17 protein-coding genes are annotated in these 14,893 nt (G+C 73.0%); 9 read left to right on the top strand and 8 right to left on the bottom strand.

The features are described from left to right. Positions 1–117 precede the first annotated feature (117 nt). Together O7616_RS12760 and O7616_RS12755 are read right to left on the bottom strand one after the other, a co-directional pair. Positions 118–762 carry a trimeric intracellular cation channel family protein gene (locus O7616_RS12760; RefSeq protein ID WP_282261696.1) on the bottom strand — a complete coding sequence of 215 codons (645 nt, stop codon included), beginning with the start codon at positions 760–762 and terminating at the stop codon, positions 118–120. Between the two features lie 40 nt (positions 763–802). Further along, positions 803–1,021 (bottom strand): DUF3039 domain-containing protein, encoded by a 219-nt coding sequence (locus O7616_RS12755; protein WP_007456912.1) that lies wholly within the window; start codon positions 1,019–1,021, stop codon positions 803–805. 88 nt (positions 1,022–1,109) lie between these two features. Here O7616_RS12755 and O7616_RS12750 point away from each other — a divergent pair, with 88 nt between their 5' ends. After that, positions 1,110–2,045, top strand: a complete 936-nt coding sequence (locus O7616_RS12750) for a pseudouridine-5'-phosphate glycosidase (protein WP_282306981.1) — start codon at positions 1,110–1,112, stop codon at positions 2,043–2,045. After that, positions 2,042–2,941 carry a PfkB family carbohydrate kinase gene (locus O7616_RS12745; RefSeq protein WP_282306980.1) on the top strand — a complete coding sequence of 300 codons (900 nt, stop codon included), beginning with the start codon at positions 2,042–2,044 and terminating at the stop codon, positions 2,939–2,941. Before O7616_RS12750 ends, O7616_RS12745 begins: the two co-directional genes overlap by 4 nt. Positions 2,942–2,968: 27 nt before the next feature. Here the strand turns inward: O7616_RS12745 and O7616_RS12740 are convergent, their stop codons facing one another. Beyond that, positions 2,969–3,328 (bottom strand): DUF3099 domain-containing protein, encoded by a 360-nt coding sequence (locus O7616_RS12740; RefSeq protein ID WP_282261708.1) that lies wholly within the window; start codon positions 3,326–3,328, stop codon positions 2,969–2,971. A 103-nt stretch (positions 3,329–3,431) separates the two neighbouring features. Between O7616_RS12740 and O7616_RS12735 the strand changes: the two genes are divergently transcribed. Together O7616_RS12735 and O7616_RS12730 are read left to right on the top strand one after the other, a co-directional pair. Then, positions 3,432–3,719, top strand: a complete 288-nt coding sequence (locus O7616_RS12735; protein ID WP_282261710.1) for a hypothetical protein — start codon at positions 3,432–3,434, stop codon at positions 3,717–3,719. A gap of 14 nt (positions 3,720–3,733) precedes the next feature. Further along, on the top strand, positions 3,734–4,045 hold the full coding sequence (locus tag O7616_RS12730; protein ID WP_124771984.1) for a hypothetical protein: 312 nt from the start codon (positions 3,734–3,736) through the stop codon (positions 4,043–4,045). A 3-nt stretch (positions 4,046–4,048) separates the two neighbouring features. On the opposite strand, the gene O7616_RS12725 is transcribed toward O7616_RS12730, so the two are convergent. Continuing rightward, a complete protein-coding gene (locus O7616_RS12725) occupies positions 4,049–4,633 on the bottom strand; it encodes an HhH-GPD-type base excision DNA repair protein (RefSeq protein ID WP_282307612.1) in 585 nt (194 codons plus the stop codon). 96 nt (positions 4,634–4,729) lie between these two features. Here O7616_RS12725 and O7616_RS12720 point away from each other — a divergent pair, with 96 nt between their 5' ends. Both O7616_RS12720 and dtd read left to right on the top strand, forming a co-directional pair. Beyond that, on the top strand, positions 4,730–6,214 hold the full coding sequence (locus O7616_RS12720; RefSeq protein ID WP_282306979.1) for a methyltransferase: 1,485 nt from the start codon (positions 4,730–4,732) through the stop codon (positions 6,212–6,214). Positions 6,215–6,272: 58 nt separating this feature from the next. Further along, positions 6,273–6,695 carry a D-aminoacyl-tRNA deacylase gene (gene dtd, locus O7616_RS12715; protein ID WP_282306978.1) on the top strand — a complete coding sequence of 141 codons (423 nt, stop codon included), beginning with the start codon at positions 6,273–6,275 and terminating at the stop codon, positions 6,693–6,695. A gap of 177 nt (positions 6,696–6,872) precedes the next feature. Here dtd and O7616_RS12710 read toward each other — a convergent pair whose 3' ends face one another. Continuing rightward, positions 6,873–7,661: a sporulation protein gene (locus O7616_RS12710; RefSeq protein ID WP_282307611.1), complete on the bottom strand. Its 789-nt coding sequence runs from the start codon at positions 7,659–7,661 to the stop codon at positions 6,873–6,875. Between the two features lie 244 nt (positions 7,662–7,905). Here O7616_RS12710 and sigB point away from each other — a divergent pair, with 244 nt between their 5' ends. Then, positions 7,906–8,910, top strand: a complete 1,005-nt coding sequence (gene sigB / locus O7616_RS12705) for an RNA polymerase sigma factor SigB (protein WP_282307609.1) — start codon at positions 7,906–7,908, stop codon at positions 8,908–8,910. A gap of 101 nt (positions 8,911–9,011) precedes the next feature. Then, complete coding sequence (locus O7616_RS12700) at positions 9,012–9,419, top strand: VOC family protein (protein ID WP_282306977.1); 408 nt, start codon at positions 9,012–9,014, stop codon at positions 9,417–9,419. A 10-nt stretch (positions 9,420–9,429) separates the two neighbouring features. Here the strand turns inward: O7616_RS12700 and O7616_RS12695 are convergent, their stop codons facing one another. Genes O7616_RS12695 through O7616_RS12685 form a run of 3 tightly spaced genes read right to left on the bottom strand, consistent with a single transcriptional unit; the run spans position 9,430 to position 14,090 of the window. Further along, positions 9,430–11,985: a bifunctional GNAT family N-acetyltransferase/acetate--CoA ligase family protein gene (locus O7616_RS12695; RefSeq protein ID WP_282306976.1), complete on the bottom strand. Its 2,556-nt coding sequence runs from the start codon at positions 11,983–11,985 to the stop codon at positions 9,430–9,432. Between the two features lie 14 nt (positions 11,986–11,999). Beyond that, positions 12,000–13,181 carry an acetoin utilization protein AcuC gene (locus O7616_RS12690; RefSeq protein WP_282306975.1) on the bottom strand — a complete coding sequence of 394 codons (1,182 nt, stop codon included), beginning with the start codon at positions 13,179–13,181 and terminating at the stop codon, positions 12,000–12,002. 48 nt (positions 13,182–13,229) lie between these two features. Further along, positions 13,230–14,090 (bottom strand): sulfurtransferase, encoded by an 861-nt coding sequence (locus O7616_RS12685; protein WP_282306974.1) that lies wholly within the window; start codon positions 14,088–14,090, stop codon positions 13,230–13,232. A 100-nt stretch (positions 14,091–14,190) separates the two neighbouring features. On the opposite strand from O7616_RS12685, the gene O7616_RS12680 reads away from it, so the two are divergent. Continuing rightward, a complete protein-coding gene (locus tag O7616_RS12680) occupies positions 14,191–14,880 on the top strand; it encodes a metal-dependent transcriptional regulator (protein ID WP_282261732.1) in 690 nt (229 codons plus the stop codon). The last annotated feature ends 13 nt before the right edge of the window (positions 14,881–14,893 follow it).

Here is a 14,893-nt window from a genome sequence, read left to right as displayed (position 1 = left end):
ATGAAAACGCCTCCGCGCAGAAGCTGCCGCGAAGGCCGACTCAGCATAACCAGCGTCGGCCCCACGTCCCAGGCGACGCCACGCTGGTCACATCTGTCACCCCCGACGGGAGGGGTCTCACCACTCCGGGTCACCGGTGCGCGGCGGGCGCAGCGTCGCCACCGGGGCGGACCACCGGCGTCGTAGGGCGATCAGGCGTAGCCCGAACACCAGGACGGCGGCGGCGGTGAGCGGCACCGGCCCGGTCTGGTCGGTGGCGTACAGGAGCACCACGAGGATCGAGCCGGCCAGCGCGGCCAGCGCGTAGATCTCCCGGCGCAGCACGACGGGGATCTCGGCGGTGAGCAGGTCGCGGCCGAGCCCGCCGCCGATCGCGGTGAGCATGCCGATCAGGCATGCGCCGACCGCCGGCACCTGGGCGTCGAGCGCCTTCAGCGTGCCGGTGACGGTGAACAGCGCCAGACCGGCCGCGTCCAGCACCAGGACGGTGGTGCGCAGTCGGGCCAGTTGCGGGTGCAGCCAGAAGACGGCGAGTGCGGTGATCGCGGCGGTGGCCGCGTACCGCCAGTCGGCGAAGGCCAGTGGTGGGACCTCGTCGATGACCAGGTCCCGGAGGATCCCGCCGCCGAGGGCGGCGACGAAGCCGACGAAGGCGACGCCGAAGAGGTCGAGTCGCTTGGCCACCGCCGCCGAGGCGCCGGATGCGGCGAAGACCGCCACCCCGGTCAGGTCGGCGAGGAGCAGGGCGGTGGAGGTGGTCACCGCCGCAGGCTACGTCGCCGGCCGGGAGGCCGGCCCGCGTTCACTCGCGGTACGAGTCGTAGATCTCCTTGCACTTGGGGCAGACCGGCGAACCCGGCTTGGCCGCCTTGGTGACCGGGAACGTCTCGCCGCAGAGCGCGACGACGAATGTGCCCATGACGGCACTCTCGGCGATCTTCTCCTTGCGGACGTAGTGGAACATCTCGGGACCGGTGTCGGCGTCCTTCAGCTCCGGACGCTCGAGAACCTCTGTGCTCACGTCTGCACCTCCAACCGTCAAGTTTGGCAGGTCATCACGGCCGGGTCCACTTGAGGCCGGCGGACACCCGACCCCGTACGGTGCCAACGTGACTGACTTTCGCATCAGCTACGGCACCGAGGTCGCCGAAGCCCTGCGCGACGGCCGGCCCGTCGTCGCCCTGGAGAGCACCATCGTCTCGCACGGCCTCCCCCGGCCGGAGAACCTGCGGGTGGCCCGGGAGATCGAGCAGGCGGTTCGGGACGCCGGGGCCGTTCCGGCGACGATCGGAATGATCCGCGGCGAGTTGGTGGTCGGCCTCGACGACGCCCGACTGACCCGCCTCGCCACCGTCGACGGAGTGACCAAGCTCTCGGTCCGCGACCTCGCTGTGGCGGCGGCGACCGGGGCGGACGGCGCGACGACGGTGGCCGCGACCAGCGCGGTGGCCGCCGCGGCCGGCATCGGGGTGTTCGCCACCGGCGGGCTGGGTGGCGTGCACCGGGAGGCGGCACACACCTTCGACGAGTCGGCGGACCTGACCACCCTCGCCCAGACCCCCATCGCGGTGGTCTGCGCCGGGGTCAAGTCGATCCTCGACGTGGGCGCGACGCTGGAACGCCTGGAGACCCTCGGCGTCGCCGTGGTCGGCTACCGCACACGCCGGTTCCCCGGTTTCTACCTCACCGACGCCGGTTTCGACCTGGACTGGTCGGTGGACTCACCGGAGCAGGTCGCCGCCGTGCTCGCCGCCCGGGACGAGCACGCCGTGCACACCGGCGGACTGCTGGTCGCCAACCCGCTGCCGGTCGACGAGCAGCTCGACCCGGAGCTGCACGACCGGACGCTCACCGAAGGGCTGGCCCTGCTGGAGCGCGACGGCATCACCGGGAAGGCGGTCACGCCGTACCTGCTGGCGCACTTCCACTCGGCCACCGAGGGCGCGAGCCTGGCGGTGAACGTCCGGATCATCCTGCGCAACGCCGACCTGGCCGCGCGGATCGCGGTCGCCGCGGCGGCCCGCAGCACCACCGCCCCGGCGTGACGCGACCGGCCCGGCTGGTCGTCGTCGGCGACGTGATCACCGACGTGGTGGCCGTGCTGTCCGGGCCCCTCGCGGCCGGCTCGGACACCGGGGCGGAGATCAGTCTCGGCGGCGGCGGCCAGGCGGCCAACACCGCAGCCTGGATCGCCGCCCAACGGGTGGCCGTCACGCTCGTCGGCGCGGTCGGTGACGACGACGCGGGGCGGGACCGGGTGGCCGAGCTGACCCGGGCGGGTGTCGACTGTGCGGTCGAGCGGATCGAGGGCGTACCCACCGGCACGGTCATCGTGTTGGCGGCCGACGACGAGCGGACCATGGTCAGCCAGCGGGGCGCGAACCTGCGGCTGAGCGGCGCGCACGTCGAGCGGGCCATCGCCGCGGCGCCCGACGCCGGGCATCTGCACCTGTCCGCGTACACCCTGCTGGACGCCGGGTCGCGCGGCGCGGGCCTGCGGGCGTTGGCCGCGGCGCGCGAGCGTGGGCTCACCATCAGCGTCGACGCGGCCTCCGCGGCGCCGCTGCGGCGGGTCGGTGCGGCGGTGTTCCTGAGTTGGGTACGCGACATCGACCTGTTGCTGGTCAACGCGGACGAGGCGACGGCGCTCGCCGGTGGGCTGGACCCGGCGGCGCAGGGGCGGGTGTTGTCGGCGACGGCCCGGCGGGTGGTGGTCAAGCGGGGCGCGGCGGGCGCGGTCTGGGTCGACCGCAGCGCGGCGGTCCACGCGGTTGCCGCCCGCCGGACGGCGGTGGTGGACGTCACGGGGGCGGGCGACGCCTTCGCGGCCGGTCTGCTCACCGCGTGGCTGGCGGGCGCCGGCCCGGCGGCGGCGCTGAACCGCGCCACCGACCTGGGGGCGTTGGCCGTCTCCACCGCCGGCGCACGCCCACAGCCCTGACGGTACGAGCCCTGGCCCGTTCGCGGGTCAGGGCTCGGCGTCGATGATCTTGTGGGGGCGCTCCTCGGCCGTCAGGCTCATCGGCGGGGTGTCGTCCCGCCGACGGGGGTGGAACCGGTTGGCCAGCCGGTGCTCCTCCTTCGGCGGCCGGTCGTTGGCCAGCAGCACGGCCAGCCAGGGGATGAGCACCATGCCGAGGCCGCACAGCGGCAGCCAGAGCCAGAGCAGTGGGGCGTTCGCACCGACCAGGATCGCGCCGACGACGATGCACAGCACGCGGATGCCCATCATCAGGACATAGCGGCGCTGGCGACTGTTGAGCTGATCGTCCTGGCTGCGCGAGGCGTCGGTGATCAGAATCGGCTGGTACGCCTGCCGCTTCACCATTGACCTCCTCGATGGGATTACGCCTCATCCTGTCACCGTCAGGCCGCGAACAGCCACCTTCAGGCCGTCTCGGTGCGTGTTACGTGCGTGGTACGCTCCGAGCGTGGGCAGCAGGTTCAGCTTCACCGACGAGGCGTTGGCCAACCTGAGGGTCTACGACGTCACGCCCGGGGAAGTCTGGGAGGCGCTGCACAGCGCCCGACGGGTCATCCGCCATCTGGGCGACGACGTGATGGTGGTCTACGCCGCCGCCCGTCGGGGCCGCCGACTGGCGGTGCTGCTCGCCGAGGCCGATGGCACCGACAACGACTGGGACATCCTCTCCGCCCGTGAGCTGAGCGACGCCGAGTCCAAGCGCTACGACGAGGCCGTACGGAGAGACCGCCGATGAGGGGGGCCGTGACGATGCACCGAAACGACGCGACCAAGCAGTTCCACAGCGGCGACGACCGGATCGCCGATCTGATCGACGAGAGCCCGGCGGTGGACCTCCCCACCCCCGACACGGACGTGCCGATGGTCAGCCGGTCGGTCCGGCTGCCGCTGGACACCTACGAGCGGGTGCGTGCCGCCGCCGACGCCCGGGGCATCGGCGTCACCACCCTGATGCGCCAGTGGATCGAGGCCGGCCTGGCCGACCTGGACGATTCGGCCACCGTCTCGCTCGCCGACGTCCGGCGCGCGCTGGCCTCGCTGGCGCACCCCACCGCCGCCTGAGCGTCAGCCCTTCTCCGCCTTCGCCGCCGCCTTCATCTGCTGCTTGTACTCCCGCACCCGGCGCAGCGAGTCGACGTCGGTGACGTCGGCCACCGACCGGTACGCGCCCGGGTCGCCGTACCCGCCGGCGGCCTGCCGCCAGTCCTGCGGGGTCACCCCGAACCGCTTGCCGAGCAGCGCCACGAAGATCTGCGCCTTCTGCTTGCCGAAACCGGGCAGCCCGGCCACCCGGCGCAGCAGCTCCGGACCGTCGGCCACCCCGTCCCAGAGCAACGCCGCGTCGCCGTCGTAGCGCTCCACCAGCACCCGGCAGACCTCCTGCACCCGGGCCGCCATCGCCTTCGGGAACCGGTGCAACGCGGGCGGCTGGGCGAAGATCGCGACGAGCGCCTCCGGGTCGTACCCGGCCAACTCCCCCGCGTCCAGGTCATGACCGAGCCGCTGGGTCAACACGTACGGCGAGGAGAACGCCTTCTCCATCGGCACCTGCTGGTCGAGGACCATGCCGAGGAGCAGGGCCAGTGGGCTGCGCTCCAGCAGCCGGTTGGCCTCGGGGTCGATGGGCAGTACGAGCGTCATACCGACCATCCTGCCCGGCCCACCGATCCGGGCGGACACCGACGCTCCGGGTTCGATCCGGCGGGTGGCCGCGCCCGGCGTCGCGGTGGCAGGCAGGATGTCGGGGTGGACGAACACGACATGCTGCTCTCCCCCGCCGGTGTCGACGCGCTGCGCACCGCGCTGACCCGGGCCGGTTTCACCGGCCACGGCATCGCCGAGAGGTTGGGCGCGCAGGCGACGGCCGCGGTCGCCCGCAACGACTACCGGGCCGCGCTGCGCGCCACCGAGGACGGCGACCCGCTGGGCACCCTGATCCGGGTGTTCATCTGCGACCAGACCGAGCCCGAGGCGGCGGTGGCCGCCGCGCTGACGCCGTTGAGCATCGAGGAGGCGTTGGCCGGCGGGCTGGTCGATCGGTACGGCGACGGGCTGCGCGCCGGCGTCGACCTGGAGCCGTACGGGGACGAGTGGTGGGTGCTCGCCGACGTGCCGGCCAGCGCCCGCCCGGGTCGCCCGTTGCACGCCGAGCACGTGCTCGGCGTCGGCGGCGCGACCCACACCCTGATCGGCGCGACCATGCGCCGGCCGGTCGGCACGGCACTGGACCTGGGCACCGGCTCCGGCGTCCAGGCCCTGCACCTGAGCACCCACGCCGACTCGGTGACCGCCACCGACCTCTCCGAGCGGGCCCTGCGCTTCGCCGCGACCACCGCCGCCCTCAACGGCCAGGACTGGGAGCTGCTGCGCGGCGACCTGGTCGCCCCGGTGGCCGGCCGGCGCTTCGACCTGGTGGTGAGCAACCCACCGTTCGTGGTGGGCCCGGGCACGACCACGCACGTCTACCGCGACTCCGGCCGGGTCGGCGACGCGATCGGCGCCGAACTGGCCGCCGCCGCCCCGGGCCTGCTCACCGAGGGCGGCACCATGCAGTACCTGGCGAACTGGGTGCACGTCGCCGGTGAGCAGTGGGACGAGCGGGTGGCCGGCTGGTTCGCCGGTACCGGCCTAGACGCCTGGGTCATCCAGCGTGAGGTGGCCGACCCGATGGCGTACGTCGACCTGTGGCTCACCGACGTCGGCGAGACCGCCGAACCGCAGCGGATGGCCGCCTGGCTGGACTGGTTCGACGCGCACAAGGTGGAGGGGATCGGCTTCGGCATCGTGTCGCTGCGTCGGGGCGGGCACGCCGACCCGGTGGTGCGGGTGGAGGACCTGCGCCAGCGGGTGCAGCCACCGCTGGGCGACCAGATCGCCGCCTGGTTCGACCGCCAGGACTTCCTCCGGGTACGCGACACCGAGGCGCTGCTCGCCGAGCGCTACCGGGCCGCCGAGGGCCTCCAACTGCGGCAGGAGGCCACCATGGGTGACGAGGGCTGGGCGGTGGACCGGCAGGTTCTCGCGATGCCGCACGGCCTGCGCTGGACCGAGGAGATCGACCCGCTGGTGTTGGCGCTCGTCGGTGGCGCCGACGGCCGGTTGCCGCTGCGCGACCAGCTCGCCCTGCTCGCGGCCGCGCACGACGTCGAGCCCGACGAGATGGCCGAGGCCGCCGGCCCGATCGTGGCGCACCTGGTGGAGCGCGGCTTCATCGAGCGGGCGACCGCGTGAGGCGGACGACGGACTCGACCGCGGCGGGCGTCGGGGCGGGCCCGGCGGTGATCGGCTGATGCGGGCGGTGGTGCAGACCGTCGGACGGGCCGGCGTGACAGTGGACGGTGACGTGGTCGGCGCGATCGAGAACGGCCTGCTGGTGCTGCTGGGGGTGACCCACACCGACACCCTCCAGATCGCCCAGACGATGGCCCGCAAGGTGCACGAGCTGCGCATCCTCGACGGCGAGCGGTCCGCCGCCGACACCGGCGCGCCGATCCTGGTGGTCAGTCAGTTCACCCTCTACGGCGACGCGCGCAAGGGGCGCCGCCCGAGCTGGACGGCGGCGGCCCCCGCCGAGGTGGCCGAGCCCCTGGTGACCGCTGTGGTCGAGGCGCTACGCGAGCGGGGCGCGACTGTCGAGACCGGCCGCTTCCGCGCCCACATGCTTGTGGAAAGCGTCAACGTCGGCCCCCAAACCCTCCTCCTAGACCTCTAACCCCCTGCCCCGCCCCTTCCCTCTCCCCCACCCGCCCCCACGCCCCTGAGTGCGGTGATCAAGAGGTTCGCGTCAGATCTGGCCCGACATTTGACGCGAACCTCTTGATCACCGGGGCGAAGCGGGGGGCGAGACGGGCCGGGAGGGGTGGGAGGGGCCGGGGTGGCGGGGTGGGGGTTAGGAGAAGAGGCCTCGGCGGGACAGGGACTGACGGAGCCAGTTGTCGAGTTCGGCGGTCCAGTCGGTACGGTCGGCGGTGGCGTAATCCACGGTGAACCGTCCGAACGCGTCCCGGCCCTCGGTGAAGACGCCGCCGCGCTTGTCGACCTCCAGGATCACCTGCATCTGCTGCGCGTCGGCGACGAAGGTGACCTCCAACTGGTTGATCGAGCGGGCGTACTGCGGCGCCGGGTTGAACTCGATCTCCTGGTAGAACGGCAGCGTCTGCCGTACCCCGTAGATGTGCCCCCGTTCCACGTCGGCGCGGGCGAACCGGAAGCCCAGTCGCAGCAACGCGTCGAGCAGTCGCTCCTGCGCCGGCAGCGGGTGCACCGACACGGCGTCCAGGTCACCCTTGTCGACCGCGCGGGCGACCTCCAACTCGGTACGCAGACCCATCGTCATGCCGTGCAGGTGCTGCCCGTACAGCTCGGTGACCGGTGTCTCCCACGGCACGGCGAAGCGGAACGGGATGTCGTGGCGTTGCCCCGGCTCCAGCCGGAACGCGCCGGTGATCTGCTGGCGGTGGAACTCCTGGGTGGTGTCGTAGTCGCTGTCGCCACTCTCCACCTCGACCCGGGTGACCAGGCCGAGGCTCACCTGGTCGATGTCGACCTGGTGGTCGCCGCCGACCACCTGGATCCGGCCCTCCAGTCGGCCGCCCGGGCGGCAGTTCGGGTCGGCCAGCACCGTCTCCACCGACGGGCCGCCGACGCCCATCGCCTTCATGAGCCGTTTGAAGACCACGCCGTCCTCCATCTGTCGTCCTCGCCGACCAGAGCCGGCCGACCGTCCGCAACGTAACCGTGGCGGGCAACCGCACACCCGGGCGACACACCGCACCAGCGACCCGACCCGATTCCTGTCGGGTGCCCGATCGCCTCACTCCCGTTTTACGCCCCGCCCGCCAAGCTGTGTCTCACACCGGCACCGCTGGGCCGGAGACACGGCACAGACGTGGAAACGGGGAGAGACAGAGATGGTCCTGCAGATGACGGAACACCGGACGCGCCCGACCACCACGACCGACACCGACGGGACCTCCGAGGTCCTCGTCGACCTGGACGCCACCGACGAGCGTGGCATCTCCACCGACCTGGTCCGGGCGTACCTCAACGGGATCGGCCGGACGAAGCTGCTGACCGCCGCGCAGGAGGTCGACCTGGCCCGGCGGATCGAGGCCGGGTTGTTCGCCGACGAGAAGCTCGCCACCTGCACCCCGGTCTCCGCCGAGCTGCGGGCCGACCTGGAGCTGATCGTCGCGGAGGGCCGGGCCGCGAAGGACCACCTGTTGGAGGCGAACCTGCGGCTGGTGGTCAGCATCGCCAAGCGCTACACCGGTCGCGGCATGGCGTTCCTGGATCTCATCCAGGAGGGCAACCTGGGTCTGATCCGCGCGGTGGAGAAGTTCGACTACGCCAAGGGCTACAAGTTCTCCACGTACGCGACGTGGTGGATCCGGCAGGCGATCACCCGCGCGATGGCCGACCAGGCCCGCACGATCCGCATCCCGGTGCACATGGTGGAGCAGGTCAACCGGATGGTCCGTGCCCGCCGCGAGCTGTCGGTGACGCTGGGACGCGAGCCCACTGTCAGTGAGGTCGCCCGCGCCCTGGAGATCCCCGAGATCCAGGTCATCGAGCTGATCTCCTACGACCGGGAGCCGGTCAGCCTGGACCAGGCCGTCGGCGACGACGGCGAGAGCGCGCTCGGTGACTTCGTGGCCTCGGTGGATCCGCGTACCGAGCCGGGTGACGCCGCCGCCCAGGGTGAGCTGCGCAACGAGGTCAGCATCGTGCTGGCCACCCTGTCCCAGCGGGAGCAGGCGGTCATCCGACTCCGGTTCGGTCTCGACGACGGCCGGCAGCGCACGCTGGACGAGGTCGGACGGGAGTTCGGGCTGTCCCGGGAGCGGATCCGGCAGATCGAGAAGGTGACGCTGCTGAAGCTGCGCGCACCGGAGCGGGCCCAGCGCCTGGAGGCGTACGCCTGCTGACGCGCCCGGTTCCCATGGAAGACCCTGGCGGTTCGCCGGGGTCTTCCATGCCGTCGGGGTGTTTGACTGGGGAGCTGTTGAGCGACGCGAGGAGGGCGACGATGAACTGGACGTTGGAAGTGGTGATCGTGCCGGTCTCCGATGTGGACCGGGCGAAGACGTTCTACGCCGACCAGCTCGGTTTCACCGTCGATCACGACACCGTGATCAGCGAGGAGGCGCGCATCGTCCAGCTCACGCCGCCCGGCTCCGGCTGCTCGATCGTGATCGGCAAGGGTGTCGTCCCGGAGATGCCGCCGGGCTCGCTGAAGGGCCTGCAACTGGTGGTGCCCGACATCGAGCGGGCCCACGCCGAGTTGGTCGACCGTGGTGTGCAGGTCAGCGACGTCCAGGTGGTGGGCCGTAATCCTCGGCCGGTGCCGGAGCCACTGGACAACGTGGGGTTCGTCTTCTTCAGCGACCCGGACGGCAACTCCTGGGCCGTCCAACAGATCTCCAGCCGCGCCTGACCGGCCGCGTTCAGAGTCGGCGGGGGCCGGTGTCCGGGCGGGCGGCGACGCCGCCCACCCGCACCTGGGCGTGCAGGACCGAGATGCCTCCCGGTCGGGCCAGCACCGGGTTGAGGGTCAACGAGCGCACCCGGGGCTGCTCGTCGGCGAGCTGACCCACCCGCAGCAGCAGGTCGGCCAGCGCCGCCCGGTCGACCGGTGCGGCACCCCGGTGCCCGCGCAGCAACGGCGCCGCCCGGGGCTCGTCGACCAGTTCGGTCGCGTCCGTGTCGGTCAGCGGAACCGCCCGCCAGGCCCGATCGCCCATTAGTTCGGTGGCGACCCCGCCGAGGCCGAAGCCGACCACCGGCCCGAACGCCGGATCCTCCACCACCTCCACCACGCAGGCCACCCCCGGCGGCACCATCGCCTGGACCAGCGCGTCCGCGCCGAAGGTCGCCGCCAGCTCGGCGTACGCGCGACGCACCGTCGGCTCGTCGGGCAGGTCGAGCCGGACCGCGCCGAGGTCGAGCCGGTGTCGCAACCCGGGGGCGGCCGCCTTGAGGGCCACCGGGAAGCCCAGCCGGACCGCCGCGTCGACCGCCGCGTCGACCGAGTCGACTGTCACCGAGGCCACCACCTCGATGCCGTACGCGGCCAGCAACGCACCCGGATCGGTGCCGTCGGCGCGGAGCGCGGCCTGCGCGGCGGCCCGGTCGACGCCGGGCAGGTCGGGGGCGACCCCGGGCGGACGGCGTAACCACTCCGCGTAGCGGTGCACCCGGGCGAGGGCGCGTACCGCCTCCTCCACGCCCCCGTACGCGGGCACGCCCGGCGGAAGCCGCCCGACCAGGAACGTCGCCACTGTCGGCTTGCCCAGTGCCAGGGCGGCAGGCAGCGCGGCGGTCACGTCGGCGTCCACAGCGGTCAGCTGCCCGGGCAGCGGCGGGGCGAAGACCACCACCAGGGCGTCCACCCGGTCGTCGTCGGCCGTCTCGGCGAGAGCGGCGGCGAACTCGGCGGCACCGGCGCTCGGCCCCACGTCGCGGGGGTAACCGTCGGCCACGGTGAGGCCCTGCCCGACGCAGGCGGTGGCGGCCAGGCCGGTCAGGGCCGAGGAGTTGCCGACCACGCCGACCCGCCCGCCCACCGGCAACGGCTGGTTGGCCAGCAGCACACCCACGTCGAGCAGCTCCGGCACGGTGTCCACGCGGATCACCCCGGACTGGGCGAAGAGCGCGGCCACCGCCACCTCGTCCGGCCCGGCGGCATCACCGACCCCGACCGGGCGGGCCGGTGAGGCGAGCGCGACGACCGGTTTGGCGCGGCCGATCCGCCGGGCCAACCGGGCGAACTTACGGGGGTTACCGAAGGTCTCCAGGTACAACATGATCACGTCGGTGCCGGGGTCGTCCTGCCAGTACTGGAGGAGGTCGTTACCGGAGACGTCGGCCCGGTTCCCGGCCGAGACGAAACTGGACAGCCCGAGGCCACGCCGGTCCGCCTCGGCGAGCAGCGCCACCCCGAACGCGCCGGACTGGCTGAAGATGCCCACCCGTCCGGCCGGCGGCAGTGCCGGGGAGAGGGTGGCGTTGAGGCGTACCGTCGGGTCGGTGTTGGCCACGCCCAGGCAGTTCGGGCCGATCACCCGCATGCCCGCCGCGTGTGCCGCACGGACCAGCGCCCGTTGCGTGGCCGCACCCTCGGCGCCCGCCTCGGCGAAGCCGGCCGAGATGACCACCAGGCCGTGCACCCCCGCCGCGGCCGCGTCGGCGACCACCGCGGTCGCCGCCTCCGGCGGGACCGCCACCACCGCCAGGTCCACCGGGGTCCCGGCCTCGACCGCCGAGGGGTACGCGGGCAGGCCGGCCACTGTCGACGCGCTCGGGTGCACCGGCACGACCGCCCCGGTGAACCCGCCGTCGCGCAGGTGCCCGAGGACCGCCGCGCCGACGCCCTGACCGGTGGCGCTGGCACCGTAGACGGTGATGCCCCGAGGGGCGAGCAGCCGGGCGATCGAACGCGCCTCGGTGCGGTGCTCCCGGCCGCGCTGCACCTCCAGGGTCGCCTCGGTGGGCGCGATCGGGAAGCTCAGGTGCACCACCCCGTCGGCGTACTCGCGCTGGACCTGGTAGCCGAAGTCGGCGAAGACGCGCAGCATCGTCCCGTTGGCCGGTAACACCTCCGCGACGAAGCTCATGATGTCGTTGCGGCGGGCCGCGTCGGCCAGGTGCTCCATCAGCACCGAGCCGATGCCCCGCCCCTGGTAGGCGTCCTCCACCACGAAGGCCACCTCCGCCTCCGGGGCCTGCGGGCCCAGCCGCTCGTACCGGCCGACGGCCACGATCCGGCCGGCGGCCAACACCACGAACGCCTCCCGGTCGCGGTGGTCGACGGTGACGAAGCGGATCAGATCCCGTTCCGGAATGCGGGGGTACGGCGAGAAGTAGCGCAGGTAGCGGGTGCGCTCGGAGAACCGGCTGTGCATCGCCACGATGCCCGGTGCGTCGGTCGGGTCGATCGGTCGCAACTGGACCGTGCTGCCGTCGCTGAGCAGCACGTCCACCGGCTGGTCCACGGTCGTCACCGGAACGGCCCGGCTCAGTCCCGTGGGTCGTGCGGGTCGAGCCCGAGCAGCGGGAAGACCGTCTTGCGGGTGGCCGCGATCGCCCGGTCCACCGCGTTGGGCTCGCCGGTCGGCTGCCACGGCTCGTACGACGGGTCCGCGTCGTCGGTCATCCGCAGCGGCACCTCGCGGCCCAGACGACGGGAGGCGACCAGGCTCCGCCACCCGGGCGGGGTGAGCGTGGCCGGATCGATCGGCGCGCCGGTGGCCACGGCCAGCAGGTGACTCCAGGCCCGGGGCACCACCTCGACCAGCGCGTACCCGCCGCCGCCGGTGGCGACCCAGCGACCGTCGCACAGCTCGTCGGCGAGTGCGCGCATCGCCAGGTAGGTGGCCCGCTGCCCGTCCACGGTCAGGTTCAGGTCGGCGAGTGGATCCAGCCGGTGCCCGTCCGCGCCGCACTGGGTGACCAGCACCTGCGGCCGGAACGCGCGCAGCACCGACGGCACGATCGCGTGGAAGGCCCGCTGCCAGGCGCTGTCGTCGACACCCGGGGGCAACGGCATGTTGACGGCGGTGCCCTGCGCGCCCGGCCCACCCGTCTCGTCCGCGAAACCGGTGCCCGGGAAGAGCGCCAGCGGGGTCTCGTGCAGGCTGACCGTCAGCACCCTGGGGTCGTCCCAGAAGACCTGCTGCACCCCGTCGCCGTGGTGCACGTCGACGTCCACGTACGCGACCCGCTCGGCACCGAGGGCGAGCAGGTGGGCGATGGCCACCGCGGGGTCGTTGTAGACACAGAAGCCGGAGGCCCGCGCGGGCATCGCGTGGTGCAGCCCACCCGCCACGTTGACCGCCCGCCGCGCCTCCCCGCGCCAGACCGCCTCGGCGGCGGCCACCGTCGCTCCGGCGATCAACGCGCTCGACTCGTGCATCCCCTCGAACACCGGGTTGTCCGAGGTGCCCAGCCCGTATCCGGCGAACAGCGGGTCGCGCGGCGCGGCGCGCACCGCGGCCAGGTAGGCGGGGTCGTGCACGCGGGTGAGCACCGCGTCGTCGGCCATCTCCGGTTTGACCATGCGCACCCCGGGACGATCCAGGACGCCCAGCTCACGGGCGAGCGCGACGGTCAACTCCACCCGGACCGGATCGAGTGGATGGTCGCCCATGTCGTAGGCGAGCAGCGACTCGTCCCACACCACCACCGTGTCGTCGGACATGAGCCCATCGTCGCACGGGGACCGCCGCCGGCCCACCGCACGCGCTGGTCAACGGCCAGGTGTCTGCCCGACGGCGACCGGGCGAACCGGATCGGCCACCCAGTTGCTCCACGATCCGACGTAGAGCGCCGCATCAGTGCGGCCCGCCAGGTGCAGCGCGAGCACCGCCTGCGCGGCGGTCACCCCGGAGCCGCAGTACGCCCCGACGGTCCGCGCCCCGGTCACCCCGGCGGCGGCGAACCGCTCGCTCAACACGTCGGCGGCCGGGAAGCGCCCATCCGGGCCGACGTACTCACCGGCGGGCAGGTTGACCGCGCCCGGCACGTGCCCGGCGACCGGATCGATCGGCTCCACCTCACCCCGGTAGCGGGGAGCCGCCCGTACGTCGAGCAGCACGGCGTCGTCCGTGTCGGCCAACGCGGCGGCCTGCTCCGCGTCGAGGACCGGAAGCCCACCGGGACGCACCACGACGTCGCCGGGAGTCGGACTCGGCGTGTCGGTGGAGACGGGCAGACCGCTGGCGACCCAGGCCGGGTAGCCACCGTGCAGCACACTCACCGGACGGTGTCCCGCCCAGCGCAACGTCCACCAGGCCCGCGCGGCGGCCATGCCGTCGCCGCCGTCGTACACCACGACGGGGTGACCGGCCCGGACGCCGGCAGCCCGGAGCCCGGCCTGCAAGGCCGCCGGGTCGGGAAGAGGGTGTCGACCGCCGACGCCCGGCGCACCGCAGAGCACGGTGTCCAGGTCGACGAAGACCGCGCCGGGCAGGTGGCCGGCGCGGTGGTCGTCGCGGCCGGGCGGGCCGACGAGCCGCCAGCGGACGTCGAGCACGGTGGGCGGGTCGACGTCGTCGAGAGCGGCGGCAAGCCGGTCGACCTCGACCAACGGCTCCTGGGGACCGGACATGGCGACCATCAAACACCATCCGTGCCGACGGCACGCGGTTCGGCGGCGGTCGTCAGTCGTTCACCGAGGTAATATCGTGCACCGGAGGGCCGCTGACGTTATGAAGTCTCACGACCTGGTCGACACGACCGAAATGTATCTACGCACCATCCTCGAACTGGAAGAGGAGGGGGTGCCACCGCTGCGTGCCCGCATCGCCGAGCGGCTACGACAGAGCGGCCCCACCGTGAGCCAGACCGTCGCCCGGATGGAGCGCGACGGCCTGCTCACCGTCGAAGGTGACCGACACCTCACCCTCACCGCGCTGGGTCGCGGCACCGCCGTGTCGGTGATGCGCAAGCACCGCCTCGCCGAGCTGCTGCTGGTCAACGTCATCGGGATGCCCTACGAGGAGGCCCACGAGGAGGCGTGCCGCTGGGAGCACGTGATGAGCGACGCCGTGGAGAAGCGGGTCTACGACCTGCTCAACCGGCCGACCCGCTCCCCGTACGGCAACCCGATCCCGGGTCTGGAAGAGCTGGGCTCGCCGGAGGCGGAGACCACCGCGGCCGTCGAGGGTGAGCGCAACCTGGCCTTCCCGGGCCTCTCCGGGCCGGTCGTGGTCCGCCGGATCTGCGAGAGCGTGCAGACCGACGGTGACGTGCTGCGTCAACTGCACGCCGCCGGTGTCGACCCGGGCGCGACGGTGACCGTGGCGCAGGAGCGCGACGGGGTCTCCATCGACCGCTCCGGCGATCGGGTGCGGCTGCCCCGCGAGGTCGCCTCCCGGGTCTTCGTCGCCGCCAACTGACCAACCAGCCGCT

Source organism: Micromonospora sp. WMMD964 (assembly GCF_029581455.1).
In the GTDB taxonomy this organism is placed as follows: Bacteria; Actinomycetota; Actinomycetes; order Mycobacteriales; family Micromonosporaceae; genus Micromonospora.
Note: the sequence above shows the minus strand (reverse complement) of the source record. Positions and strands in the feature narration are given on the sequence as shown.

Bases quoted from the DNA above. Each gene is read 5' to 3' on its own strand.
- O7616_RS12700 (WP_282306977.1), top strand. From the start codon at position 9,012: ATGAACTGGACGTTGGAAGTGGTGATCGTGCCGGTCTCCGATGTGGAC.
- O7616_RS12725 (WP_282307612.1), bottom strand. From the start codon at position 4,633: ATGGTCGGTATGACGCTCGTACTGCCCATCGACCCCGAGGCCAACCGG.
- dtd (WP_282306978.1), top strand. From the start codon at position 6,273: ATGCGGGCGGTGGTGCAGACCGTCGGACGGGCCGGCGTGACAGTGGAC.
- sigB (WP_282307609.1), top strand. From the start codon at position 7,906: ATGACGGAACACCGGACGCGCCCGACCACCACGACCGACACCGACGGG.
- O7616_RS12680 (WP_282261732.1), top strand. From the start codon at position 14,191: ATGAAGTCTCACGACCTGGTCGACACGACCGAAATGTATCTACGCACC.
- O7616_RS12685 (WP_282306974.1), bottom strand. From the start codon at position 14,090: ATGTCCGGTCCCCAGGAGCCGTTGGTCGAGGTCGACCGGCTTGCCGCC.
- O7616_RS12690 (WP_282306975.1), bottom strand. From the start codon at position 13,181: ATGTCCGACGACACGGTGGTGGTGTGGGACGAGTCGCTGCTCGCCTAC.
- O7616_RS12730 (WP_124771984.1), top strand. From the start codon at position 3,734: ATGCACCGAAACGACGCGACCAAGCAGTTCCACAGCGGCGACGACCGG.
- O7616_RS12740 (WP_282261708.1), bottom strand. From the start codon at position 3,328: ATGGTGAAGCGGCAGGCGTACCAGCCGATTCTGATCACCGACGCCTCG.